The organism is Streptomyces sp. NPDC020807 (assembly GCF_040641575.1).
Taxonomy (GTDB): Bacteria; Actinomycetota; Actinomycetes; order Streptomycetales; family Streptomycetaceae; genus Streptomyces.
The window spans coordinates 80,621-105,115 of record NZ_JBFADU010000022.1; the positions used below are offsets into that span (position 1 = coordinate 80,621).

The following is a 24,495-nucleotide window of genomic DNA, read 5'->3' on the forward strand; positions in this document are numbered from 1 at the left end:
CGTGCTGCTGGTCGGCGCCGGTACGGGCTCCGGCAGGCGCTCCCGTGCGGCCTTCGCCGAGGGCGCTCGTACGGTCTCCGCCCGGGGCGGCCGTACGTTCACCGCTCAGGGCGGCCACCACGTCGACGATCAGGTCCTCCTGGCCGGCGACGGCCTGGCGCCTGCCGAGCTCGAAGAAGACGTCGCGCGGGTCGACACCGGCGGCCGCGGAGAGCTCCACGACCCGGTGCTTGAAGCCGGAGAAGACGCCCGCGAGGCCGCTGACGATGCTCATCGAGGCGGTCACCGGCGGCGCGGGCATGAGCTCGCGCTCGGCGAGGTCGGCCGCGTCGAGGAGCGCGTACAGGTCGATGCCGGTGGTGTACCCGCTCCGTTCGAGGACCGGGACCACCACCTCCAGTTGCGTGTTCCCGGCTCCGGCGCCGAAGCCCCGGGCGCAGCCGTCGATGACGAGGGCGCCCGCGTCGGCGGCGGCGACCGAGTTGGCGACGGCCATGCCGAGGTTGTTGTGGCCGTGGAAGATGACCGGGCGGCCGTCGGCGGCCTCGACGATGGCGCCGATGCGGGCGGTGACGTCGCCGGGCAGGAAGTGGCCGGCCGAGTCCATGATGCCGACGGCCTGGGCCCCGTACGCGACGGCCCGGGCGGCCTGGTCGGCGAGCTCGGCCGGGGTGGCCATGTGGCTCATCATCAGGACGCAGTGGGCCTCGGCGCCGGAGTCCCGGAGGAAGCCGAGGTGGCGCTCGGCGAGGGTGACCTCGGTGGCGTGGACGCCGATGCGGACGACGTCGGCACCGTGGTCGATCGCCTTGCGCAGGTCGGTGGAGGTGCCCCAGCCGGGCAGCATGAAGACGCCCATGCGGCTGTGGGTGAGGGCCTCGCGGACGGTCGACAGCATCTCGTCGTCGCTGACGGCGGCGAGGCCGACCTGGAGCGAGGAGGCGCCGAGGCCGTTGCCGTGGCCGACCTCGACGACGGGGATGCGGGCCTCGTTCGCGGCCTCGGCGTAGCGGCGCAGGGCCGTCGCGCCGAGCCGGTGGCGGACGGCGTGCTGGCCGTCGCGGAGGGTCGGGTCGTGGATGGTCAGCTGCTTCACGAGGTCACCCCTGTCCGGGTCGCGCGGCCCTGGCGGGCGGCGTACTGCTCGGCGACCATGACGGCGGCGGAGTTGATGATGTCGAGGTTTCCGGCGTACGGCGGCAGGACGTCGCTGTGCGCCATGACCTCGACGGTGATCGTGACGAGATCGCCCGCGACGGCGCAGGCGATGACCTCGTAGCCGGGGGCGAAGGAGCGCACCTCGGCGGCGGCCCGGTCGACGACGGCCCGGACGGCCGCCGGGTCGGCGTCCGCGATGCGGGCGCGGACGGCGGTCCTGAAGGTCGCCGGCGGGACGGCCGGGCTGATGTTGAGGATCGCCTTGACGTCCTTGACGCCGGAGAACGTGGTGACGGCGTGGCCGGTGGTGGCCACGTACTCGTCGAGGTTCAGCCGGGTCGCGCGGCCGGCGGACTCGCTGGCGACGGTGGAGACGACCTCGAAGTACGCGACGTCGAAGCGCGCGGCGAGGGCGTGCACGACGGGGACGGAGGCCTGGCCGCCGCAGCTGATGAGGTTGACGTTGCGGCCGGTGGCGGCCGCGACGCCGGTGACGGTGGGCGCCACCATGTCGCCGATCTTGCTGGGCGTCAGGTCGATGACCAGCGTCCCCAGCGGTTCGAGGAGCGGCCAGTGCTCGCGGTGGGAGGCGGCGCTCGTCGCGTCGAAGACGATGTCGTACGGGCGCGGCGCCGCGAGGAGGGCCTCGATGCCGCCGGCGGTCGTGGGGTGGCCGAGGCTCTCGGCGTACCGGAGGCCCTCGGATTCCGGGTTGCGGCCCGCGACGAGGCGGCAGTCCAGGACCGGCGATCGGTCGATCTTGCTGACGAGGTCGCGGCCGATCGCGCCGGTGCCGATGACGGCGACCGTCGCCGGTTCGACGAGGGCCGGGGGCGCGTCGGGCAGGTCTGCCGTGAGGCTCACCGTATGCCTCCGTCGGTCCTGGTCCTGGCCGCGTGGTGGCAGGTCGGGCGGGACAGGGACGGACGTGCGAGGCGACGGCGGGTGCCTGTGGTCGGTTTCGTCATGGCCGGTTCGCGGGTTTCCATGAGCGTTGACCTCCCCCTTCGATGGACGCGCGGCTGCTTGTGGCAGCCCTGAGTTGCGGGCACGCGGGTGCCTCACCGGGATGTGTGTCCGTTCCAGACCGTGTGCCCGACGCGGTCGGCCGCGGGCGACAGAAGCCGACGCGTGGCCGCGCGGCTGGAGGACGAGGATGCCGAGTTCGCTCGGCGCGGGTCGGCGCCGCGACGGTCCGGCCCCGACGAGCGGGGCGGCGTCTCGGCGCAAGAGCGTGACGAGAAAGCCCCCTTGACGGCATGCCCTCCCTTGCACACCCTCCGCGGCCGCCGAATCAGCGGCCAGCGGCGGCGAACATACCAGAAGAGGACAGTTCACAAACCCCCTCAGACATACGGAGTTTGATCTTCATCATGGGTGCCTCACAGGTTCACCAAGAGCCCCGTGAGCGACAGGAGCTCTCCGCGCGAACGGGCCTGATGTCGCCCCTCGACGCGGCGCTGACCGGCGACTATTGTCGGCAACCCCGTGCCCTGACCGTAAGGGCACTTCGAAGGGGGAGATCATGCCCTGCCTGCTGTCCCGTCACGTGGCGTCATGAGCGCCGCGACGGGCGAGAAGGCCCACGAGGCCGGCTCACAACGGACGCGCCTGGGTGGCGACTTCTCGCGCCTCTGGTGGTCCGCCGCGGTGTCCTCGCTCGGCGACGGCGCGACGATCGCCGCCGGGCCGCTGCTCGCGACGCACCTGACCGACGACCCCCGCCTGATCGGCGCGGCCTCGGTCGCCTTCACCGCCCCTTTCATCCTCTTCGGCATCCCCGCGGGGCTTCTGGTCGACCGTGTCGACATCCGGAAGATGATGGTGCGGGTCGACCTCGTGCGAGCGGTGCTGCTCGGCGTGCTCACCGCCGGGATCCTCGGCGGCTGGGGCGGACTCCCGCTGCTGTACGGGTGCATGTTCCTGCTCGGCGTCGGCGAGGTCCTGTGCCGCAACGCCGCGCAGGTCCTCGTGCCCTTCATCGCCCCGAAGGACGGCCTGGCCACGGCCAACGCCCGGATCATGGCGGCCCAGGAGGCCGGCACCGGATTCATCGGCCCGCTCGTCGGCGCGCTGCTCTTCGGGATCGCGACGGCGCTGCCCTTCGGCGTGGACGCGGCCACCTTCCTCTGTTCGGCCGTCCTGGTCAGCCGGATCCGCCGGACGCGCCCGGTCGACGCGCCGCCCGAGACGTCCGGCGTGATGTCGGAGATGCTGGCGGGTGCCCGGTGGCTGTTCCGCCACCAACTGCTGCGCAGCCTCGCCCTGGTGTCGTGCCTGATCAATCTGGCCGGCAACGCGATGCTCGCCGTGCTCGTGATCCACAGCGGAAAGGTGCTCGGCCTGAGCGCCTTCGGCTACGGGGTCCTGCTCGCCTGTCAGGCCCTCGGGGCCGTGCTGGCCTCGCGGTTCGCCCCCGCCCTCGTGGAACGACTGGGCCGGGAGGGGGCGTTGGTGGCCACCGCCGTCCTGATCGCGACGAGCGAGACGGTCCTCGCCACCGTCCCGTCGGCGTACGCGGCGGGCGCGGCCCTCGCGATCTTCGCGTGCGGCACGGTGACGTGGAACGTCGTCGTGGTCGTCCTGCGCCAGACCCTCGTCCCGCAGCACCTGCTCGGCCGCGCCAACAGCGTGTACCGGCTGGTCGCCTGGGGCGGCCTGCCGATCGGCGCGGCCCTCGGCGGTGTCCTCGCCGCCGAGATCGGCACCCGCGCGGTGTTCGCCTCGGCCGCCGTGGCCATGGCGGTCGTCGGCGTGGCACTCGTGGCGGGCGCGCGCCGGCGGTGGATCACCAGGGCGGAGGCCGCGGCCGAGCACGAGACGCGGAGCGAGCAGGACGCCCTGACGGCCACCGAACAGGCGGAGGACACCCGATGACGACCACGAGCCCCCTCGTCCCGCCGAGGTCGCGCCTCGGCCACGCCTACGGCGAGCAGTTGGCGCGGCACCGCGCGGCGGGCGGCCACGACGAGCACGGTCACCCGACGGCGGCGGCCCGGGAGTCGGCCGCGCTCACGCTCGCGTACCAGGACCGCTTCCTCAACGGCCCCGCCTTCCTCGGCGCGGCCGAGCGCGGCGCCGTCGTCGAGGACCTCCACACCGTGTACGGGCTGCTGCGCTCACTGCCGGAGCGGCTCTTCGGCGGTAGCATCGCCGCGCTCGCCGAGGCGGTCGGCCTCGACGCCGCGCAGACGGCGGTCATCACCCGCAGCGCCCGGACGGGTTCGCTGCTGCCGCTGGGGCGCGCCGACCTCTACCACGACGGCACGGGGTTCAAGCTGCTCGAGTTCAACATCACGAGCGCGCTGGGCGGCTTCGAGAACGCGGACATCAACCGGGCGATGCTGGCCTATCCGCCGCTCCGGGAGTTCGTGGGCAAGCACGGGCTGCGGTACCGGGACACGCTGGGCCTGATGGCGCGGACCATGGCCGCCGAGTGCGCGGAGTTCGTTCCCGGGGACCGGGCACCGGTCGTCGCGGTGGTCGACACGGTCGACAACTTCGCCGTGGTGGGTCCGCGCCTGGGATCGTTCGCGGCGAAGCTCGGCGCGTACGGGATCGACGGAATCGCCTGCGACCTGGGCGAGTTCACCTATCCCGATGGCCGCCCGACGGTCAACGGCCGCCCGGTGGACGTCGTCTTCCGCTACTTCCTGCCGGAGGACCTCACCGACCCGGTCGCGACGGCCCAGTTGGAACCGCTCATGCTCGCCGTCGAACGGGGCCAGGTGGGGCTTTTCAGCCGTCTTGACGCCGAACTGTACGGAAACAAGGGCACGCTGGCGATGCTCTCCGACGAGCGGAACCGCGAGCACTTCGACGCCGCGGAGCTGGCGTGCGTCGACCGCGTCCTCCCGTGGACCCGGTACGTGCTGCCGCGGGCCACGGCCCCGGACGGCTCCCGCGTCGACATGCTGGCCTACGCCCTGGCCCACCAGGACGAGTTGATCCTCAAGCCGACGCTGCTGCACGGCGGCCACGGCATCACCCCGGGCTGGGAGGCGGCACCGGCGGAGTGGGAGGCTGCGGTCACGGCGGCGATGAACGCGCCGTACGTCCTCCAGCACCGCGTCCGCCCGGCGGCGGAGCCGTTCCCGGGCCACGAGGGCGGCGTCGAGGACGTCTTCCTCAACTGGGGCCTCTACCTGGGCGCCCGGGAGGCGGACACCGCGGAGTACGACGACGGTTACGGCGGCGGCTTCGTCCGCGCGAGCACCGACCCGTCGGTGGGCGTGGTCAGCATGGGCAGCGGCGCGGTGGTCGGCTGCGTCTTCGACGGAGGCGACCACTAGGGGGTGTCTTGCCGATCGGCCCGGCATGATCGGCGAGGCACCACCTGGGGCCTGTCTGCCCGGACCCCCGGTCCCGGTCAGGCCGCGCGGCAGAGCGTCGCGGGGTCGGCCGGGACGCCGCGTCGGACGCGGCTCTGAGCAGGACGGGCGCCATCGCCCTCGTACGGCTCCGGGCGAAGACGACCAGGCGCAGGATCCCGAACCGCGCGACGCCGGCGAGCGCGGACGCCGAGAGGTAGACGACCTGCTGGAGCACGGCCCCGGGCCGCTCCACCAGGTGCGGGAGCGACAGCATCGCCAGGCAGGTCACGGCGTACGCGCCGAGGGCGGAACCGCCCGACTGAACGTGTTGGCGCAGGGTGGCACCACCCCCGGCACCGAAGGTGAACCGGGCGTGCAGCTCGGTGGCGAGCAGCGTCGAGACGACCGTGACGAGCGCGTTGGCCAGCGCCCACGGAACCCACGTGGCCAGGCCCGCCACGGCAAAGCCGGCTGCCAGCCCCACACCGCCGCCGCACAGGACGAACCGCGCGAAGGCCCGGAAGGCGCCGGGCTCCGTCTGCCGCCCCCGTCCCACTGCCTCCATGATCCGACCCCTCGGCTCGACGCCCGCACTCTCGATGGTGCCACTATGGCACATACATGGCGCCATTGCGAGCCATTCATGACACCATGCAGGTCACGGCAGCGCCGCGGCCGAGAACGTCCGCAGAGCGGACAGGGGCCGAAAGGATTCTTCCGCGCGAGCGCCCCACTCCACTCCGGCACGCCGCGCGGCCGCGGCCGGGGAAGGGGTACGGCGCATCGAATCGGGGCATGCGATACCGCGGAATCGCCTGTGACGCGGGGGGCATCTGCCGCATATTCCGACAGCACCCTCACAAACGACTCTCTTGACGTTTCTGGCAGTTGATGATCAAGTCAAGTACTCTTTCGGTCGCTCCCGGGACTCGCGAAGACCACCCGGGATCACAACCTGGGGGGCCTGTGTTCAACGCCGCGATGCTCGATCTGCCGTTTCCACCGCGCACCAATCCGCATCGCGGATTCAGCGCGCGGGGAAACCACGCCTGGCTTCTGCGCCACCACGGGCTCGCCGCCCCCATCGACCTGTCGGCGTACGACAAATGGGACGTGCCCCGCCTCGCGGCGTTCACCAGTCCCGACTGCGAGGCCGAGGACCTGGTCCTCGCGGTGGACCTGATCAGCTTCTACTTCCTCTTCGACGACCGCTTCGACTCGGACCTCGGCCGGGCCCCGGCGCGCGTCGCGGAGGTGAGCGCCCGCCTGACCGCCCTCCTGCACGGCGAGGGGCCCGAACCGTCGTCCCGAACCCCCGTCGAGGAGGCGTTCGTCGACCTGTGGGAGCGGAGCGTGCGCGGCATGTCAGCGCGCTGGCGGGCCCGTTCGGCGTACAACTGGGAGTGGTACTTCGCCTGCCACCCCGCCGAGGCCGCCGGGCGCCTCTCCGGTCGACTCCCGGACCGGGAGGGCTACTTGGCGCTCCGCCGGGGAACGGCCGCGATGGAGACCCTCTTCGACATGGTCGAGCGGCTCAACCGCTTCGAGCTGCCGCAGGAGCTCCTGCACCACCCCGACTTCCGCCGCATGCGCCAACTGGCCGCTGACATACCGTCGTTCACGAACGACGTGCACTCCTACGCCCAGGAGCTCGAACGCGGCGACGTGGCCAACCTGGTGATGATCGTCCGCGAGGAGCGCGGCGGCACGCCGGAGGAGGCGGCCGCACAGGTCATGCGCGAGGCCCAGACGATGGTCGACCGGTTCGTCGAACTGTCGTCCCGCGTCCCCGAGATATGCGAACTCCTCGGGATCACCGCCGAGGGCCGCGACGCTGCGAACCGGTACGTGGACGGGCTCGCCGCCTGGATAGCCGGCTACCACCGCTGGGAGATAGCCACCGGCCGCTACGCCAACTAGCCCACGAGGCAGGCCTGTCCGCACGTACGTCAGGGGTACGTGCGCACGTCGTCGTTGTACTCCGCCGCCCGCTCCCGCACGAGCTCCGGCAGCGTCCCCGCCACCAGGTCCGCGAGCGTCGTGCCCTCCAGGACCTGGCGGAGACTCGTCCGCACGGCCCGCCACACGTCGGGCAGCGGGGCCGCCGCCCGCTGGTACTCCAGACCCGTCAGTTTCAGGTCACGCACGCTCACGAGCGGGCCGTCCATCGCGCGGATGACGTCGGCGAGGGTGATCTCCGCCGCCGGCCGGGCGAGGGTGTAGCCGCCCTCGGGGCCGCGCACGCTCGTCACCAGGCGCGCCTGCCGCAGATCGCCGAGGACGACGAAGAGGAACCGGCCGGGAATGTCCTGACGACCGGCGATGTCCTCGGCCTTGAGCGGCCGGTCGGGGGCGGCGGCGAGTTCGGCCATGGCCCGGATGGCGTAGTCCGTACGTGCAGAGATCCTCACCGGCCCAATGTCTCACAGGGGTTCGCCCGAGCGGCAGTCGGCGGAACCCGCACGCCGTCCCGCGCGCCCTCCCCCACTCCTTTCACGCCCTTGTCCGAATCCGGCGTTGCCCGTGCACTTTGTTCATCGACATAGTGAACATTGTTCCTCGCAGTACCTCGCAGCCATTCACAGCCATTCGCAGTTCTTCGCGTTCTTCGCACGTGCCGAGACCACCCCGCTCCGCCCGCTCCGGAGGTGCCCGTGGCGTCCGCCGCCCATCCCGTTCCCGACGTGCCCGCACGCCCACGCCTCCCCCGGCCCACGAGGCCGACCGTCGCGGTCGTCGGCGCCGGCGCGGCCGGGGCGCTCGTCGCCGTCCAGCTCTGCGAGACGGCGGCCCGGCGCCGCGGCGCGCTCGATCTCGTCCTGATCGACCCGGCGCCGGAGGCCGGCCGGGGCGTCGCCTACTCCACCCCCGCACCCGAGCACCGGCTCAACGTGCCGGTCGGCGGCATGAGCTGCTACCCCGACGACCCGGGCCACTTCCAGCGCTGGCTGACCTGCCACGGCGAGTCGACCGTCACCGCTGGGGACTTCGCGCCCCGCCACCGGTACGGCTCCTACCTCGCCGACACCCTGGGGCGCGCCATCATCGCCGCCCACGGAACCGTGTCCGTGCGCCGTCTCCGTACGCGCGCCACGCGCTGCGCCGAGACCGCCGCGGGGCGGGTCGAGCTGACGCTCGCCGACGGCGGGAGCGTGACGGCCGACAGCGTGGTGTTCGCCACCGGACCGGCGAAGGGCCGCGCCGAATGGGCCCCGGCCGTGCTCGCCGCGTCCGACCGGTTCGTGGCCCGTCCGTGGGCCCCCGGTGCGCTCGACCCCGTCGCCGACACGGACGACGTCCTGCTCGTCGGCACCGGCCTCACCGCCGTCGACCTCGCGCTCCTCCTCGACCGGCCCGGCCGTACCGTGCACGCCGTGTCGCGGACCGGCCTGCTCCCGCAGCCGCACGCGCTCGCCCCGCTGCCCGCCGTCGCGCCGCCCCCGGACCTCCCCGTGCTGCCCTTCGCGCGCCTGCGCCGGGAGTTCACGCGGTACGTCGCCGAGACCCGCCGCCTCCACGGCGACTGGCGGCCCGCGTTCGACGGCGTACGGCCCTGGATCGGCCGGCTCTGGGAAGGCCTGACGGACGACGAGCGGGCCGAGTTCCTGGGCCGCGACGCGACCCGCTGGAACGTCCACCGGCACCGGATGGCGCCGTCCACGGCCGAGGTGATCGGCCGGGCGCGGGCCGCGCGCCGCCTGCGGATCCACGCGGGGCGGGTCGCGGACGCCGCGCCGCGCGAGGACGGCGGGCTCACCGTCACCCTCGCCGACGGCCGCGAGCTGCCCGTGGCCTGGGTGGTGGACTGTACGGGGCCCGGGCTGCGGGCCGACGCGGGCGGCGACCCCCTGTGGGGCGGCCTCCTCGCCGACGGACTCGCGGTGCCCGGGCCCCTGGGCATCGGCGTCGCGACCGTCGACGGGCGGCTCCGCGACGCGGAGGGCCGGACGGACCGGCGCCTGTTCACGCTGGGCTCGCCGCGCCGGGGCGAGCTGTGGGAGACGACGGCGATCCCCGAGATCCGCGTCCAGGCGAAGGCGGTCGCCGAGGCCGTCCTGACCACGCTCCCCCATCCCTCGCGTCCGACGGCCCGTCGCCGCCCGACGGACCAGTTCGGCCTGCCGCTCTCGACCCACGCCGCCGCGGCGGCCGCGTACCGCGGCGGGCTCGGCCGGGTGATCACCGTACGGGCGAAGGCGGCCGAGGCGTTCACGCGCGCCGTCGAGCTCGATCCGGGCTTCGCGCTCGGCCACGCGGCCCTCGCGCTGCTCGGCCACGAGGGCGGCGCGGACGTCGACGTGGCCCGGGCGCTCGCCGACGCCCAGCGGAGCGTGCGCGAGCGGGCGGACGAGCGGGAGCGCTCGTTCGTCGACGTCGTGACCCGCCGGATCGCGGGCCACGCCACCCCCGGGGCGGCGGACGGCGACACGGCGCTCGTCGACCACCTGTCCCGCTTCCCCGGCGACGCCTTCGCGCTCGGCATCGCGGTCCCGACCATCGCCTTCGCGGGCGTCGGCGACCTCGACGGCAGCCTCGCCCTCCGGCTCGTCGAGAGCACCGCGCCGGCCTACGACGGCCACTGGTTCCACACCTCCCTCCTCTCCTTCGTACGGCAGGAGGAGGGCCGGATCGACGAGGCGGGCGACCTCGCGAGGGCGGCGCTCGCCGCCGAGTCCACCTCGGGGCACGCCGTCCACGCCCTCGCCCACGTCCACTACGAGTCCGGGGACCACCACGCGGGCCGCGCGTGGCTCGACGGCTGGATCGGCGGCCGGGGCCGGGGCGCGGTGCACCGGGCCCACTTCTCCTGGCACGTGGCCCTGCACGAACTGGCCCTCGACGACACCGCGGCGGTCCGCCGCCGCTGGTTCGCCCAGCTCGCCCCGGGCCAGGTGAACGGCGTACGGGCCCTGGTCGACTCGGGCTCCCTCCTGTGGCGGGCCCGGATGTCGAAGAACTGGTCGGGCCGCGTCCCGGTCGAAGGCGTCCTCGACGCCGTCGCCCGCGACCTGGTGGAGCGCCCGGCGACCGCCTTCACTGCCCTGCACAGCGCCGTCGCCCTCACGGCGGCCGGCGACCTCCCGGCCCTCCGCCGCCTCCGGACCCACGCGTCCGGCGCGGACCCGGTCCAGCGCGAGGTCGTCGTCCCCCTGTGCAGCGCCCTGGAAGCCGTACTCGAGGAGGAGTGGTCCACGGCCGCGACCGGCCTGCGCGCCCTCCTCCCCGACCTCCGCCGCGTCGGCGGCAGCGCGGCCCAACGCGAGGTCGTGGAGGAGACCCTCCTCTACGCCCTGCTGGAAGCGGGCCAGAGCGACACGGCCCGCCACCTCCTGGAACAACGCCTAGACCGCCGGGCCTCCCCCCTCGACACCCGCCGCCTGGCGGGCCTCGACGCCTGACCGGGCACCCGGTCCGAGGAATCACGCAAGAAGCGAGGGCCGTGACCCACAGGTCACGGCCCTCGCTCGCCGGTGTCCGAGGGGGGACTTGAACCCCCACGCCCGATAAAGGGCACTAGCACCTCAAGCTAGCGCGTCTGCCATTCCGCCACCCGGACAAGGTGTCTGTCGTTTCGCGGGGTTTCCCTCGCGGCGACAGAGGTAAATCTACCAGGCCTTCGGGGTGTTGTTCGACCACGTTTCCCGTGGTCAGGGCGGTTGAGGGGCGCATATGGAGAGGGATCGGGGCGAATCGGGGCGAAGGAAGGGGTTCGCTGGTTCACTTCCCGCATGCCTTTCGACCACTACGGCGTGCTGGTGGGGACGCTCTACCGGCACTACCGCGACGAGCCCGACGACCAGGGGCGCTGGTTCCACGTCAATCTGGAGGTCGACGCGCCGCTGGGGCGGTACCACTGCGCGGTCGACGTCGACAGCCACAAGTCGAACGTGGGGGTGCGGTGGAAGTCCTTCACCGTGGACGCGCGCGCCCTCGGGCCCGTGGCCGGGTTCGGGGCCGGGTATCACGAGCTGGATTCCACGGCGTTCTCCGGCGCCCTGGACTACCTGCGCCATCCCGAGCTCGTGGACCACGCCGGCGTCCTGTTCGAGCGGAGGCCCCCGTCGTGGCTGCGGGAGCTGCTCGAACTGCTCGGGTCGCGGCCGTGGGAGGCCGGGTCGAACGTCGACGCGGCCGCCGCACTGGAGGCCGTCCTCGTGCCGGGGCAGCGGGTGCTCGTCTACGGGGAGCCGTTCACGGACGATCCCGAGGGCGATCTCGGCATGCACAACGTGCACCAGAACCAGGGCGACCCGGTCGGCTCCCAGTGGTGGCCGGAGAACGGGATCTGGCAGGACGGGGCGACCCTCGCGCGGCGCGACGACGGGCGGTACGACGTCTTCCTGAACAGGTTCTCCAGTCAGGCGGCGACCACCGACCCCGACGGCCACCCCGTGTGAGGCGCGTTCCTACAGCCCCCGGCGGGTCGGGGTGCTGTCGCGGACGACCTGCTCCGCCGGCAGCAGGAGGCCGCTCGTGGGGGCCGAGGCCGGCTCCTCGATCGCGGTGGTCAGGCGGTCGACCAGGGCGTGGGCGATGTCGGCGAGCGGCAGTCGCACGCTGGTGAGCGTGGGCTGGAGGACCGTGCAGACCGGCGAGTCGTTGAAGCCCGTGACGGCGACGTCGGCGCCGACGGTGAGACCGGCCGCCCGGACGGCCTGGTAGGCGGTCAGGGCGAGCCAGTCGTCGACGCAGACCAGTGCGGTCGGGCGGTCGGGTCCGGCGAGGAGGCGGCCGATCGCGTCGGCGAGGGCGGCCGGATCGTCCTCGGGTACGCCGATCTCGAAGGCCCCGTCGGGCGCGGCGGCCGCCGCGCGCAGGAAGCCGGCCCGGCGGTCGGCGAGCCAGGGCAGGGTGGCGGCGGAGTTGACGAAGCAGATCCGGCGGTGGCCCTGGTCGAGGAGTCGGGCGACGAGGGTCGCGGTGGCCTCGGCGGAGTCGATGTCGACCCAGTTCTGCGGGCGGCCGGGGGCGGTGCGGCCGAACGCGGCGAAGGGGACGCCCGCCTCGGTGAGGGCGTCGACCCGGGCGTCGTCGTGGACGACGTCCGAGAGGACGAAGCCGTCGACCTGGCGGGCGGCGATGAGCCCGTTGAAGGACTTGGCCACCGCGCCCGCGCCCCGCGCCGGGTCGCAGCGGAAGAGCAGGATGCGGTGGTCGACGGCGTCGGCGGCGCTCACCAGGGCCTGGAGGAAGCCGCCCATCAGCGGGTTGGGGTCGGCGGGGTTGTCGGCGGGGGCCGGGTAGCCGAGGACCTTGCGGGTGCCGGTGCGCAGGCTGCGGGCGGACTGGTCGGGCTGGTAGCCGAGCTCGTCGATGGCGGCCGTGACCCGGGCGAGGGTGGTGGCGCGCAGGCGGTGGGGGGCGTTGAGGGCGTTCGAGACGGTCTGGCGGGAGACTCCCGCCGTGCGTGCGACGTCCTCGATGGTCACCTGTCGAGCGGTCATCGTTCCTCTGGATGCGGTGGTCGGCGGGCTGCGGGCGGTGGACGGCCCGCCCGCGGCCCGCCGTCGGTCAGCGCTCGCGGGTCAGGGTGAGCAGTCCGCCGGTCGGAACGGTCACCGGGGTCACGCCGGCGACGAGGTCGAGCTCGGTCTCGGACAGGATCTCACCACGGCAGTCCTGGACGCGGGCGAGGGCCCGTTCCGGCCGTTCGGCGGCGAGGAGGACCGTGCTGTCGTGGTCCGCGTTCGCGACGAGGAGGAGGTCCCCCTCGACCGGTACGGCCACGGGCAGCGGCGCGTAGCGCGCGACGATCGTCGTGCGGCGGTCGGCGGCGTGGGTGACGACCTGCGGGTAGCCGAGCTCCGGGCGCGCGGGTTCCAGGGCGCCGGTCTGCAGGACGTCGGCGTGCTCGCGGAAGACGCCCAGCCAGAAGCGGAGGACGGCGAGCTGCTCCGAGGTCTGCGTGCCGAGGTCGACGGAGATCTGCGGCACCGAGAAGAGCGCGTTGACGAGGTGGACGGCGATCGCCTCGGGCGTCTCGGCCGCGTGCCACATGATCATGTCGGCGTGGACGGCGAGCGGTCCCCCGACGAGCCGGCAGTCGACGGTGCGCTGGCGGTTCTCGGAGGGGCTGAGCGGGCAGTCGGTGGCGCGGACCATGGTGGCGTACGGCCACAGGCCGGGGCTGACGTACGGCTGGCGGTGCTCGACGATGACGTCGGGCTTCGTGCGGCGCAGCCGCGCGTCGAGGTCGGCGAGCAGCGCGCGTACGCCCTCGGGGACGGTGGCGTGGTCGGCGCCCCCGGGGGCCGGCGGGGGTTCGGCGACGGCGAAGAGGTCGATGAAGTCGAGCTTCACGCCGTCCATGTCCCATTCCTCGACGGCGCGGGAGATCTTCTCGATCAGGTGGTCGCGGACGTCCGGGTGGCGCGGGTCGAGGACGGCCGCGTCCAGCTGCGGGACCTGGCGGAGCGTCAGCCCCGCGAAGCGGTCCCAGGCCTCGTTGTGGCGGCCGATGAAGGGGACCGCGTACCAGAGGAGGTAGGCGAGGCCTAGGCGGTGGACCTCGGCGACGTGCTCGCGGAAGTCGGGGAACGCCTCCGTGTTGGCGTCCCAGTCGCCGCAGTGGCCGTAGCCGCGCGTGCGGTCGGCGGTCTGCCAGCCGTCGTCGACGATGATGCTGTCGCAGCCGATCCCGGCGGCCAGGGCCGCCTGGCGCTCGACGGTGGCGGCGTCGACGTTCTGGTGGAGGCTGTACCAGGTGGAGTAGGCGGGCATGCGGGCGGCGGGGGCGACGCCGGGGTGCCCGGCGCCCCCGGCCCACCAGTCGGCGACGTCCCCGAGGGTGGTCGCGAAGTGCCGGCCGCTCAGGTCGATCCGTATCCGCAGCGGCGGACCGTCCGGGGTGAGGTCCTGCTCGACGGTGAAGGCGAACTCGCCGCTCTCCTCGACCACTCCGGCGCCGACGCGGACGGGCGCGCTCGTCTCGCCCGCGGCCGCGGTGCACAGGGCGCGGTCGCCGGTGCCGACGAGGCTGGCGACGGGGGCGCCGAGGGCGAGGGAGACGGTCCTGGGGACGATCCAGGACGGCGGGAGCCAGCGCGTGCCGTCGGTGTTCGGGGTCCAGTAGGCGGTGGCCCCGAGGCACGGGATCCGCCATTCGGCGCGGAGGGTGAGTTCTTCCTTGGCGCTGATCTCGACGAGGGCCACGCCGTCGGCGACGGTGACGGCGGACGACTGCCAGGCCTCGCCGCCGAGTCCGGTGAGGTGGAGGGTGAGGGGGGTGCCCTCGGCGAGCGTCAGGCCGGTCGTGAGCTGTCGTTCGACGACGATGTCGGGGGTGGCGTCCGCCGGGTGGTTCGGGCGCCATGCCGGAACGGGCTGCGGGGCGGTGGTCACGGGGTCACTCCTTGGTGGCGCCGGCCAGCAGGCCGGAGATGAACTGGCGCTGCAGGACGAGGAAGAGGGCCATCACGGGGATGGCGGCGATCGCGCTGGCGAGCAGCACCTGCGCGTAGTTGGTGGTGGCGAGGCCCTGGAGGGTGGCCGTCGCGACGGGGAGCGTGTACATCTCCGGGCTGCGCAGTGCGATCAGCGGCCAGACGAACTGGTTCCAGCCGCCGAGGAAGACGAAGAGCGCGAGGGCGGCGATGATCGGCCGGTTGACCGGCAGGACGATCCGCCAGAGCACCCGCAGCTCGCCGGCGCCGTCGACGCGGGCCGCGTCGAGGAGCTCGTCCGGCATGGACTTGAGCGCCTGGCGCATGAGGAAGATGCCGAACGGGGTGACGAGGCCGGGCAGGATGATCGACTGGTACGAGTCGATCAGGCCGATCTCCATCATCATCTGGAAGATCGGGATGAGCATCACCGTGTCGGGGATGACGAGGGTGCTGAGCAGCAGGACGAAGAAGAGGTTCCGTCCGCGGAACTCGAACTTGGCGAAGGCGTACCCGGCGAGGACCGAGACGGTGACGGCGCCTATCGTCTGGACGCCGGCCACGATCAGGGTGTTCAGGAGGACGCGGTCGAGGCCGACGGCCTCCTGGAGGCCCCGGAGGTTGTCCATGAGGTGTCCGCCGGGGAGCAGCTTCGGCGGCCACGAGAAGACGTCCTCGTTGGCCTGGGTCGCGGCCATGGCGAGCCAGTAGAAGGGGCCGACGCAGAGCCCGAAGGCGGCGGCGAGGAGGAGGGTGAGGATCACGCCCCGGGGCTTCCTCGGCCCGGCCGGGCGCCCCCTCCGTGCCGTGGGTGCGGTCTTCTCGACGGTCGTGGTGCTCATCGGCGCTCCCCCATCATCCGGACCTGGACGATGCCGAGGACGGAGACGATCAGCGCGAGCGCGTACGCGAGCGCCGAGGCGTAGCCGAAGTCGAAGTACTTGAAGCCGTTGTTGTAGAGGTACATGGTCACCGTGAGGGTGGAGTTGTCGGGGCCGCCGCCGGTGAGGACGTACGGCTCGTCGAAGAGCTGGAGCGTCCCGATGGTGGAGAGCACCACGGTGAGCAGGAGGATCGGCCGCATCTGGGGCAGCGTGATCGAGAAGAAGCGGCGGACCGGTCCGGCGCCGTCGACCATGGCGGCCTCGTACAGCTCCTTGGGGATGCCCTGGAGCGCGGCGAGGTACATGACGGCGTTGTAGCCGGTGTAGTGCCAGGTGATGACGAGGACGACGGCGACGCGGGCCCAGGCGGGGCTGCCGAGCCAGTTCACCGGGTCGATGCCGACGAGCGACAGCACCCAGTTCATGAGGCCGGCGTCGCGGTTGAGGATCACGGAGAACATCACGCCGGCGGCGACCAGGCCGGTGAGGGACGGGACGAAGACGCCGAGCCGCCACAGGGGCCGCAGCCACACCTTGGCGGAGTTGAGGCCGAGGGCGACGAGCAGGGCGAGGCCGAGCATCAGCGGCACCTGGACGACCAGGATGAGCGCCGTGTTCTTCAGCGCGGTCCAGAACAGCGGATCGGCCACGAGCCGCCGGTAGTTGGCGAGCCCGGAGAACGTCGTCCCGTCGCCGTTGCCGGTGGTGAGGCTGATCCAGAAGGAGGCCGCGATGGGGTACGCCTTGAAGACGGCGAAGCCCAGGACGGCGGGCATGATCAGGAGGTACGGGAAGGACGTACGGGTCAGGAGGGCGCGCCGCGCGGGGCGGGGGGCCTCCCGGCGGGCTCCGCGGGCCCCGGACGCGCGGTGTTCCGCGGGGCCCGAGGGGCCGGTGGTGACACCGGCGCCCCGGGCGGTCGCGGTCCCGCCCTCGGAAGCTCGTTCGGACGGTGCGAGGGACATGGTCAGGCCGCCTGCTGCCGGCCGGTCTGCTGGGCGAGCTGCTTGGCCGCGGCCTTGAGCGCGTCGGCCGGTTCGGCGCCCTTGACGAGCACCTGGCTCTGGGCGTCGCTGGCGAGCTTGAGGGCGCGGCTGTAGTCGCCGGTGAAGTTGGTGGCGTCCGAGCCGAGGGCGAGCGAGTCGGTGAAGGAGCGCAGGACCTTCTGGCCGCCGTAGAAGGGGTTCGGCGCGTCGAACTTCGGGTCGTCGTAGGCCGCCTTGAGGGCGGGGAAGACGCCGCCGGCGGCGAACATCTTGTTGATCTGGGCGGGCTGCGTGAGTGCGTACTCGATGAAGCGCCAGGCGGCCTTGCGGCGCGGGCTCGTCGCGGAGACGGTGAGGAAGGTGGAGTTGACGATGACGCTGCGCTTGCCGCCGGGGACGGCGGCCGGCGGCTGCATGACGCGCCACTTGCCGCTCTGCTGGGCGTAGTTGGTGGAGAGGTACTCGATCGCCCAGGCCGGGTACGGGGCGCAGGCGAGCTTGCCCTGGCTGAGCAGGCGCTTGCCGGTGCCGGTGCCGGCGGTGTCGGCCATGAGACCGGCGTCGTTGAGGCGCTTGATGATGGTCATGGCCTTGACCGCCTCGTCGGAGGCGAGGGTGACCTTGCCCTCGTGGTCGAAGTAGAAGGCGCCCTGGAGCTGCATCAGGTTCTGGAAGAAGTCCATGTCCTGGGTGGTGCCGGGCTTGTCGAGGCCGATGAGCTGGGCACCGGTGGCGGCGCGGATCTTCGGTCCGGCGGCTATGAGGTCGTCCCAGCTGGTGATGGAGGCGGGGTCGACCTCGGCCTTCTCGAAGTAGTCGTTGCGGTAGAAGAGCCCGAGCGGGTTGACCTCCCACGGCAGGGCGTGGACGGCCTTGTCCTTGCCGAGGGTGGTGGGCCAGAGGCCCTCCGCGAAGGCGTCCTCGTACTTGTCGGCGCCGAGCTTGGAGAGGTCGGCGAAGGCCTTGGGGAACTTCTCCATGTAGCCGGGCAGGTAGTCGACGCCGATGTGGAGGACGTCGCCGACGCCCTTGCCGCCGGACGCGAGACCGACGGTGATCTTGTCCCAGATGGCCGGGTTGCCGAGGTCCTGGACGTCGACCTTGATGCCGGGGTTGTCCCGCTCGAAGTCGGGCACGACGCCGCGGAGCGCCTGGGCGGCGGTGGTCCAGCTCCAGACGGTGATCTTGCCGCTGTCGCCGTCGGCGCCGGCGTCGTCGCCCCCCGTGCCGCCGTTGTTGCCGCAGGCGGCCAGGCCGAGTCCGGCCGCCGCGGCGGTGGCGAGGTGAAGCATCTGTCGACGGCTCAGGTGGTGGGACATGACGGCTCCTGGGTGAGGGTGGTGTCGCTGGTGGGCGGGACGAGGGTGCGGGCGGTGTCGCCCGCGGCCGGGGCGGTGGTGCTGGTGTCGCCCTCGGCCGGGACCGTGGGACGAGTGGCGTCGCCCGTGGCCGGGACCGTAGTGCGGGTGGTGCGGGTGGTGCGGGTGGTGCGGGTGGTGCGGGTGGTGCGGGTGTGGCCGGTGAGCGTGTGCAGCGCGTCGGCGAGCAGGTCCGCCGCGACGGCCGGGGTGGAGAGGTGGGGCGAGAGACGGATCCACTCGCCGCGGCGCGTGGTGATCACACCCGCTGCCTCCAGGGCCCGGTGCACGGTCACGGAGTCGTGGCCGGGGAGGCGGAACGTGCCGATGCCGGCCCGTTCCCCGTACGCGAGTCCGTCGAGCAGGACCTCGGCCCCGGCCCGGCGGGCGCGGTCGAGCAGCTCGGCGAGGGTGGCCCGGACGCGGTTCCCCACGGCGGCCGGGCCACCCCGGCCGAGCAGCTCGTCCACGGCCGCGCCGATCGCCGCGGCGGCCGGGAAGTCCGGGTTGGTCGCCAGGTGGGCGGCGGCGCCCGGCAGCGGCGGCGCGGGATGCCGTACGGCGAAGGGGTCCTCGACCCCCGCCCAGCCGCCCAGCCCGGGGACGAGGCGCTCGGCGCACCGGTCGCGGATCATCAGCAGCGCGGCGCCCCAGCCGGCCCGCAGCCACTTCTGGCCGCCGCTGACGAGGACGTCGACGGCGTCCGTGTCGAGCGGTACGGCCCCGAGGCCCTGGATCGCGTCGACGACGAGCAGCCGGTCCGGGCCGAGGACCTCCTTGAGCTCGGCGAGCGGAGCGACGTACCCGGTGAGGGAGTCCACGGCGCTCACCGTCAGGGCGGTGACCTGGGGGGTGAGGTGGCGGCGCAACTGGTCGGGGGTGATGTGGCGCCACCCGACCGGGTCGACGAGACGGACGTCGGGGCCGCCGCGGCCGGCGAAGCGGAGCCAGGGGTAGATGTTGGCGGGGAACTCGCCCCGGGGTACGAGGACGGTGCCGGGTCCCCGGAGCGCGGCGGCCACGGTGAAGAGGCCGTTGCTGGTGGACGGGGCGAGGGCGATCTCGTGCGGTGCGGCGTGGAGGAGCGTGGCCGCCGAGGCGCGGGCCGCGTCGCTGAGGGCGAAGAGCCGGTCGACGTCGGCGGGGGCGGCGCGGGTGGCCAGGGCGGTCGCGGCGGCGGAGGCGGCGACGGCCGCGTGGGAGACCGGACCGATCCGGGCATGGTCGAGATAGCCCGGGGCCGGCCCCGGCGGAGCGAGGTGGCCAGGAATTTGATCGTTCAAAATATGTTCCTCAACAGGCCAGGTGCGTGGCACTCCCTGGATTTGAAGGTTCACATTAGGGAGAACGGACCACCCCGACAAGAGGTCCGGCGGAGAGATTTCCCGGACGATGGGAAGAGGTGACGGCGCCGAGCCCGCGTCGCCCCGACCGGAAGGTGGGAGTTCCGTGGCCGTACAGCCCATCCCCAAGGAGTACCCGCGCATCACGCCGTACCTCTGTGTCGACGGGGCGGCGGACGCGATCGACTTCTACGTCTCGGTGTTCGGCGCGGTCGAGCGCATGCGGATGCCGGCGCCCGACGGCACGCTCGGCCACGCCGAACTGGCCCTCGGCAACTCGGTCGTGATGCTCGCGGACGAGTTCCCCGGCATGGACTTCCGCTCCCCCGGGTCGGTCGGCGGCACGCCCGTCACGCTGCACGTGTACGTGGCGGACGTCGACGCGGTGTTCGCCAGGGCACTCGCCCGGGGAGCCCGCGAACTCCAGCCGGTCAAGGACCAGTTCTACGGCGACCGCACCGGGCAGCTGGAGGACCCCTTCGGCCACCGGTGGAACGTGGCGACACACGTGGAGGACGTCCCCGACGAGGAGATGGAACGCCGGGCGGCGGAGGCGATGAGCGCGCCGGGCGGGGACGTGACCGGGAGCGGGTGAGCCCCCTCGGTCCTGCGGGAATGACCGCGGCACCGTGCCGCGCCGGGAGGCGTCGCACGGTGCCGCGGGAGGAAGAGGGAGGAAGAGGGAGGACGGAGGGTCAGGAGATCTCGGGGAGCAGGCCGGTGGCGAAGGAGGCCTGGTCGGTGAGCTGGGTGAGCTGGCCCAGTTCGTTGACGCGGCTCAGGCCGCCCAGCTGCTCGGCGATGCCGGGGAACTCCCCTCGCGACTCCTCGGGGATGCCCATCGTGGTGACGGCGTCGAGCTCGGTCACCGGGTTGATCGGCGGCCCGAGCGGGCTGGTCGGGGCGGCGGTCGCCGCGGTCGCGCCGAGGGCCGAGAAGGCGGCGGCGACGGCGAGGACGGTGGAGATGCGTCGTGTCGAAATCACACCCACACAACGGGACTGCGTCCCGACGGACACGGCCACCGCCCGCTCCTGACGGCCGAACAGGGGACCCCCGCGGCGCGGGGGCCCTGCCTACAGCGGTCGCAGCCTCGCGCTCCACGGCCCGTCCGCGCTCTCGACCTGCACGACGAGCGGCCCCGCCGGCAAGGGCACCGTCTCGCGCCGGCTGCCGGTCTCGCAGACCACGTCCTCCATCTCGGGCAGGGTGGTGTGGTCGTGGTGTCCGCGGAGTTCGTAGAGGTTGACGAACAGGGCGTCGTCGCCCCGGTAGTCGATTACGAGGTCGGCCGTTCCGCCGGTGTGCAGCAGGACGTCCGGGCCCTGGTGCGGCACTTCCGCCTCCGTCAGCACGAGCGCCGAGGCCAGCGGCGCCACCTCCACGCGCCAGGGGCCCTCCGCTTCCAGGCGCAGGCGCAGGTTTCCGTTGGCGGGGACCGTGGCGAGCATCCTTCCTCGGAAGTCCTCCTCGGTGCTGGAGACCAGGTCTCCGTCCTCGGCCTCCTTGTTGCGGTGGTCGAGGACGTACAGGCCGGTGTAGCCGTCGCCCTCCACCTCCAGCTGGACCACGACCGGACCCGGCGGCAGTCCGGGCACGGAGATCACGTCGTTGTGCCGCCCGGTCAGGACGTGCGGGGCGAAGACGGGACCGTACGACCACGGGACCTGGGCAGGAAACGGTCCCGGTACCGCGCCGGGGGCCGGGCCCGTCGCGGGCGGCCCGAAGGACGGCGCGGCCTGCGGCGGAGGCGGGAGGTGGCCGGGCGGACCGTACCCCGGCGGGGTGGACGTCGGGGGCCCGTACGTCGGCGGTGCGTACGCGCCCGGCGGCGGACCGTACCCCGGCGGGGACTGGGGCGCGGGCGGCGGCGGGGCCGCGAACCCCGGCGCGTACGGCGCGGCGGGCGGCGGCCCGAATCCCGGCGCGGGCTCCGGTGCCGGCGCCGGCACCGGGGGCGGGGGCGGTGCGAAGGACGGAGCGGGCGACGGCGCCGGCGCGGACCCCGTCCCGTACGGTGTCGCGGGCGGCGGCGTCTGCGCGGCGGCGACGGGGGCGACCGCCGGTGCCTCCTGGGCCACGTCCACGCCGTGGTCCGTCGCCAGCCCCGCGAGCCCGCTCGCCCAGCCCTGGCCGACGGCGCGGAACTTCCATCCGCCGTCCCGCCGGTACAGCTCGGCCAGGACCATCGCCGTCTCCCCGGCGCCGTCCGTCACCTCGTACCGCGCGACCGAGCCGCCGTCGGGGGCGTACGCCTCCACGGCCAGCCCGTCCACGTCCCGCATCGCGCCCCGCTCGGTCGAGCCGACGACGAGGACGCGGGCGATCTGCGCCTCGACCGTCGGGAGGCCGACCTCCAGCCAGGACGTGCCCGTGGCCGCGTCCCCCTCGGTCAGCCGGACCGCGCCGGCCGGGTGCGCGGGCGCGCCGTGGAAGACGACGTCCGCGTCGCCCCGGACGGTGCCGCGCTCCGTGAGCAGCAGCGCCATGGCGTCCAGGCCCCTGCCCCGGACGGCGATCCGCAGCGGTACGGACGGCACCCAGCCGTTGTTCCCTTTGATCATGGTCCCCACCCCCACCAGGTGCGCTTCCGCGCACGCCTACCCAACGATCTTGCAACCGTGGGACGTCCCGGACAAGGGCGGCGGGGGAAAAGAAGAAGGGCGGAGGGAACAAGCACCTCTCGCCACTCTTAACTTATAGCGCACAGGGGGGCTTGCGGCAAGGCCCCCCGCGGAGCGGAGAATCTCGGACCATGACCCCCCTGAGCACCAGCGCGTTCGCCCTGCCCGACCGACTTTCCGACAAGGCCGACCCCGATCTGATCGCCGCCGACGAGCGGCACTTCGCGGACATCGCGGAGAGCCTGGAGCAGGTGATCGCGGAGCTGTCCGACCGTCTGGACGCCGTCCTCAGGGCTCCGGGCGGGGTCGGGCGCGAGGCGATGGAGCGGGACATGGAGGTGCACCGGCTGTCGGCGCGGCTGCGCGCGCTGCGCCGGTTCGGGCTCGACCTGTGTCTCGGGCACATGGTCGCGGGCGACGGTTCCGAGCCGCTGTACGTCGGCAGGCTCGGGCTCACGGACACCTCGGGCCGCCGGCTCCTCGTCGACTGGCGGTCCCCCGCCGCCGAACCGTTCTTCGGCGCGACCCACGCCAACCCGATGGGGCTGACGAGCCGGCGCCGGTACCGGTGGACCCGCGGCCGGATCAGCGACTACTGGGACGAGGTCTTCGCCCCGGAGGGCTTCGCCGGCCGCGCCGCCGCCCTCGACGACCAGTCGGCGTTCCTCGCGAGCCTCGGGAGCAACCGGTCGTCGCGCATGCGGGACGTGCTGGGCACCATCCAGGCCGACCAGGACGCGATCATCCGGGCGGGCTCCCGGGGCGCGCTGGTCGTGGACGGCGGCCCGGGTACGGGCAAGACGGTCGTCGCGCTGCACCGCTCCGCGTACCTGCTCCACTCCGACCCCCGGCTCGGGCACAGGCGCGGCGGCGTCCTCTTCGTCGGCCCCCACGACCCGTACCTCGCCTACGTGGCCGACGTGCTGCCGAGCCTCGGCGAGGAGGGGGTGCGGACCTGCACGCTGCGCGACCTCGTGCCGGAGGGGGCGGGGGCGCCGGACGAGACGGACGCGGAGGTGGCGCGGCTGAAGTCGTCGGCGGACATGGTCCGGGCGGTGGAGAAGGCCGTCCGGTTCTACGAGGACCCGCCGGCCGAGGGCATGACCGTCTCCACGCCGTGGTGCGACCTCTGGCTGAGCCCGGAGGAATGGGTCGAGGCGTTCGAGGCGCCGGGGCCGAGCACGCCGCACAACGAGGCGCGGGACCTCGTCTGGGACGAGCTCGTCACGATCCTGTGGGACAGGTTCGAGAGCGAGGGGAACGGCGAGGACGACGAGGACGCCGTCTCCCGGGAGCAGTTCCGGCGCGCGCTCTCGCACGACAAGGAGCTCGTCGGCGCGCTCCACCGCGCGTGGCCGCTGCTCGAACCGGGCGACGTCGTCGGGGACCTGTGGTCCGTACCGGCCTATCTGCGGATGTGCGCGCCCTGGCTCGACCGGGACGAGGTGCGGCTGCTCCAGCGGGCGGAGCCGCAGGCGTGGACGGCGTCCGACCTGCCGGTGCTCGACGCGGCACGGCAGCGGCTCGGCGACCCGAAGGCGTCGGCTCGCAGGCGGCTGCACGACGCCGCGGTGGCGGTGGCGCGGGAGCGGATGGCGGGGGTCATCGACGACATCGTGGCGGCGGACGCGGACGGCGAGGGCGCGGTGACGATGCTGCGCGGGCGGGACCTCCAGGAGAGTCTGGTGGACGACTCGGCGCTGCCGGAGGGCGGCGCGGATCCGCTGGCCGGGCCGTTCGCGCACGTCGTGGTGGACGAGGCGCAGGAGCTGACGGACGCGGAGTGGCAGATGCTGCTCGTGCGGTGCCCCTCGCGGAGTTTCACGATCGTCGGCGACCGGGCGCAGGCGCGGCAGGGCTTCACGGAGTCGTGGGAGGAGCGGCTCGCGCGGATCGGTCTCGACCGGGTGGAGGTGGCGCGCCTCGGCGTCAACTACCGCACGCCGGAGGAGGTCATGGCGGAGGCGGAGCCGGTGATCCGGGCGGTCCTGCCGGACGCGAACGTGCCGACGTCGATCCGGAGCAGCGGCATCCCCGTGGTCCGCGGTCCGGTCGGCGGTCTCGACGCCGTCGTGGAGTCGTGGCTCGCGGAGAACGCGGACGGTGTGGCCTGTGTCATCGGCGCCCCGGACTTCCCGGAGTCGGCGCGCGTCCGCTCGCTGACGCCGAGCCTGTCGAAGGGCCTGGAGTTCGACCTGGTGGTCCTCGTCGACCCAGCGTCGTACGGGGAGGGCATCGCGGGCGCGGTCGACCGCTACGTGGCGATGACGCGGGCGACGCAGCGGCTCGTGATCCTGACGTGAGGCGGGCCGGGGGGCCCCCCGCAACACCGCGCGGGGCCGCCCCGGGGGGGGGGGCCGCCCCCCCCCCCCCCCCCCCCCCCCCACACCCCAAATGGTTGGGGGCGCCCACCGCCGGGGCCGGCCCGCCCCCCAAAAAAAAGCAG

The 24,495-nt window shown here is 73.5% G+C and carries 17 protein-coding genes, 1 tRNA gene and 2 pseudogenes; 7 read left to right on the top strand and 13 right to left on the bottom strand.

Going from position 1 to position 24,495, the window contains the following annotated elements; all coding sequences use genetic code 11:
* Positions 1-100: 100 nt before the first annotated feature.
* Both dmpG and AB0G79_RS26360 read right to left on the bottom strand, forming a co-directional pair.
* Positions 101-1,096 (bottom strand): annotated as a pseudogene (dmpG, locus tag AB0G79_RS26355) (4-hydroxy-2-oxovalerate aldolase); the annotation flags it as partial.
* Positions 1,093-2,022 (bottom strand): acetaldehyde dehydrogenase (acetylating), encoded by a 930-nt coding sequence (locus AB0G79_RS26360; RefSeq protein ID WP_360810549.1) that lies wholly within the window; start codon positions 2,020-2,022, stop codon positions 1,093-1,095. The gene AB0G79_RS26360 and the pseudogene dmpG, both read right to left, overlap by 4 nt.
* Before the next feature lie 693 nt (positions 2,023-2,715).
* Here AB0G79_RS26360 and AB0G79_RS26365 point away from each other — a divergent pair.
* Together AB0G79_RS26365 and AB0G79_RS26370 are read left to right on the top strand one after the other, a co-directional pair.
* Positions 2,716-4,035, top strand: coding sequence for an MFS transporter (locus AB0G79_RS26365; protein ID WP_360810551.1), 1,320 nt, complete (start codon positions 2,716-2,718; stop codon positions 4,033-4,035).
* Complete coding sequence (locus AB0G79_RS26370; protein ID WP_360810554.1) at positions 4,032-5,450, top strand: hypothetical protein; 1,419 nt, start codon at positions 4,032-4,034, stop codon at positions 5,448-5,450. The genes AB0G79_RS26365 and AB0G79_RS26370 overlap by 4 nt, the downstream gene beginning before the upstream one ends.
* Before the next feature lie 77 nt (positions 5,451-5,527).
* On the opposite strand, the pseudogene AB0G79_RS26375 reads toward AB0G79_RS26370, so the two are convergent.
* Positions 5,528-6,036 (bottom strand): annotated as a pseudogene (locus AB0G79_RS26375) (hypothetical protein).
* 416 nt (positions 6,037-6,452) lie between these two features.
* On the opposite strand from AB0G79_RS26375, the gene AB0G79_RS26380 reads away from it, so the two are divergent.
* Entirely contained in the window at positions 6,453-7,391 is a 939-nt protein-coding gene (locus AB0G79_RS26380) for a hypothetical protein (protein WP_360810556.1), read from the top strand.
* Between the two features lie 29 nt (positions 7,392-7,420).
* Here the strand turns inward: AB0G79_RS26380 and AB0G79_RS26385 are convergent, their stop codons facing one another.
* Positions 7,421-7,882 (bottom strand): Rrf2 family transcriptional regulator, encoded by a 462-nt coding sequence (locus tag AB0G79_RS26385; protein ID WP_360810558.1) that lies wholly within the window; start codon positions 7,880-7,882, stop codon positions 7,421-7,423.
* Positions 7,883-8,155: 273 nt separating this feature from the next.
* Here AB0G79_RS26385 and AB0G79_RS26390 point away from each other — a divergent pair, with 273 nt between their 5' ends.
* Complete coding sequence (locus AB0G79_RS26390) at positions 8,156-10,870, top strand: FAD/NAD(P)-binding protein (RefSeq protein WP_360810560.1); 2,715 nt, start codon at positions 8,156-8,158, stop codon at positions 10,868-10,870.
* Between the two features lie 73 nt (positions 10,871-10,943).
* On the opposite strand, the gene AB0G79_RS26395 is transcribed toward AB0G79_RS26390, so the two are convergent.
* Positions 10,944-11,028: transfer RNA gene (locus tag AB0G79_RS26395), tRNA-Leu, on the bottom strand.
* 172 nt (positions 11,029-11,200) lie between these two features.
* On the opposite strand from AB0G79_RS26395, the gene AB0G79_RS26400 reads away from it, so the two are divergent.
* Positions 11,201-11,869, top strand: coding sequence for a DUF2278 family protein (locus tag AB0G79_RS26400; RefSeq protein WP_360810562.1), 669 nt, complete (start codon positions 11,201-11,203; stop codon positions 11,867-11,869).
* Between the two features lie 9 nt (positions 11,870-11,878).
* On the opposite strand, the gene AB0G79_RS26405 is transcribed toward AB0G79_RS26400, so the two are convergent.
* The 6 genes from AB0G79_RS26405 to AB0G79_RS26430 form a co-directional block, all read right to left on the bottom strand.
* Positions 11,879-12,916: a LacI family DNA-binding transcriptional regulator gene (locus tag AB0G79_RS26405; protein WP_360810564.1), complete on the bottom strand. Its 1,038-nt coding sequence runs from the start codon at positions 12,914-12,916 to the stop codon at positions 11,879-11,881.
* A 67-nt stretch (positions 12,917-12,983) separates the two neighbouring features.
* Positions 12,984-14,813 carry a glycoside hydrolase family 36 protein gene (locus tag AB0G79_RS26410; RefSeq protein WP_360810566.1) on the bottom strand — a complete coding sequence of 610 codons (1,830 nt, stop codon included), beginning with the start codon at positions 14,811-14,813 and terminating at the stop codon, positions 12,984-12,986.
* 4 nt (positions 14,814-14,817) lie between these two features.
* Positions 14,818-15,696, bottom strand: coding sequence for a carbohydrate ABC transporter permease (locus AB0G79_RS26415; protein WP_360810568.1), 879 nt, complete (start codon positions 15,694-15,696; stop codon positions 14,818-14,820).
* Positions 15,693-16,514 carry a sugar ABC transporter permease gene (locus AB0G79_RS26420; RefSeq protein WP_360810570.1) on the bottom strand — a complete coding sequence of 274 codons (822 nt, stop codon included), beginning with the start codon at positions 16,512-16,514 and terminating at the stop codon, positions 15,693-15,695. The genes AB0G79_RS26415 and AB0G79_RS26420 overlap by 4 nt, the downstream gene beginning before the upstream one ends.
* Before the next feature lie 191 nt (positions 16,515-16,705).
* Positions 16,706-18,043 (bottom strand): extracellular solute-binding protein, encoded by a 1,338-nt coding sequence (locus AB0G79_RS26425; RefSeq protein WP_360810572.1) that lies wholly within the window; start codon positions 18,041-18,043, stop codon positions 16,706-16,708.
* Complete coding sequence (locus tag AB0G79_RS26430; RefSeq protein ID WP_360810574.1) at positions 18,028-19,365, bottom strand: aminotransferase class V-fold PLP-dependent enzyme; 1,338 nt, start codon at positions 19,363-19,365, stop codon at positions 18,028-18,030. Before AB0G79_RS26430 ends, AB0G79_RS26425 begins: the two co-directional genes overlap by 16 nt.
* A 166-nt stretch (positions 19,366-19,531) precedes the next feature.
* On the opposite strand from AB0G79_RS26430, the gene AB0G79_RS26435 reads away from it, so the two are divergent.
* Entirely contained in the window at positions 19,532-20,020 is a 489-nt protein-coding gene (locus AB0G79_RS26435) for a VOC family protein (protein ID WP_360810576.1), read from the top strand.
* 100 nt (positions 20,021-20,120) lie between these two features.
* Here the strand turns inward: AB0G79_RS26435 and AB0G79_RS26440 are convergent, their stop codons facing one another.
* A complete protein-coding gene (locus tag AB0G79_RS26440; RefSeq protein WP_360810578.1) occupies positions 20,121-20,411 on the bottom strand; it encodes a hypothetical protein in 291 nt (96 codons plus the stop codon).
* A gap of 90 nt (positions 20,412-20,501) precedes the next feature.
* On the bottom strand, positions 20,502-21,989 hold the full coding sequence (locus AB0G79_RS26445) for a TerD family protein (RefSeq protein ID WP_360810580.1): 1,488 nt from the start codon (positions 21,987-21,989) through the stop codon (positions 20,502-20,504).
* Positions 21,990-22,180: 191 nt separating this feature from the next.
* On the opposite strand from AB0G79_RS26445, the gene helR reads away from it, so the two are divergent.
* A complete protein-coding gene (gene helR / locus AB0G79_RS26450; RefSeq protein WP_360810582.1) occupies positions 22,181-24,352 on the top strand; it encodes an RNA polymerase recycling motor ATPase HelR in 2,172 nt (723 codons plus the stop codon).
* The last annotated feature ends 143 nt before the right edge of the window (positions 24,353-24,495 follow it).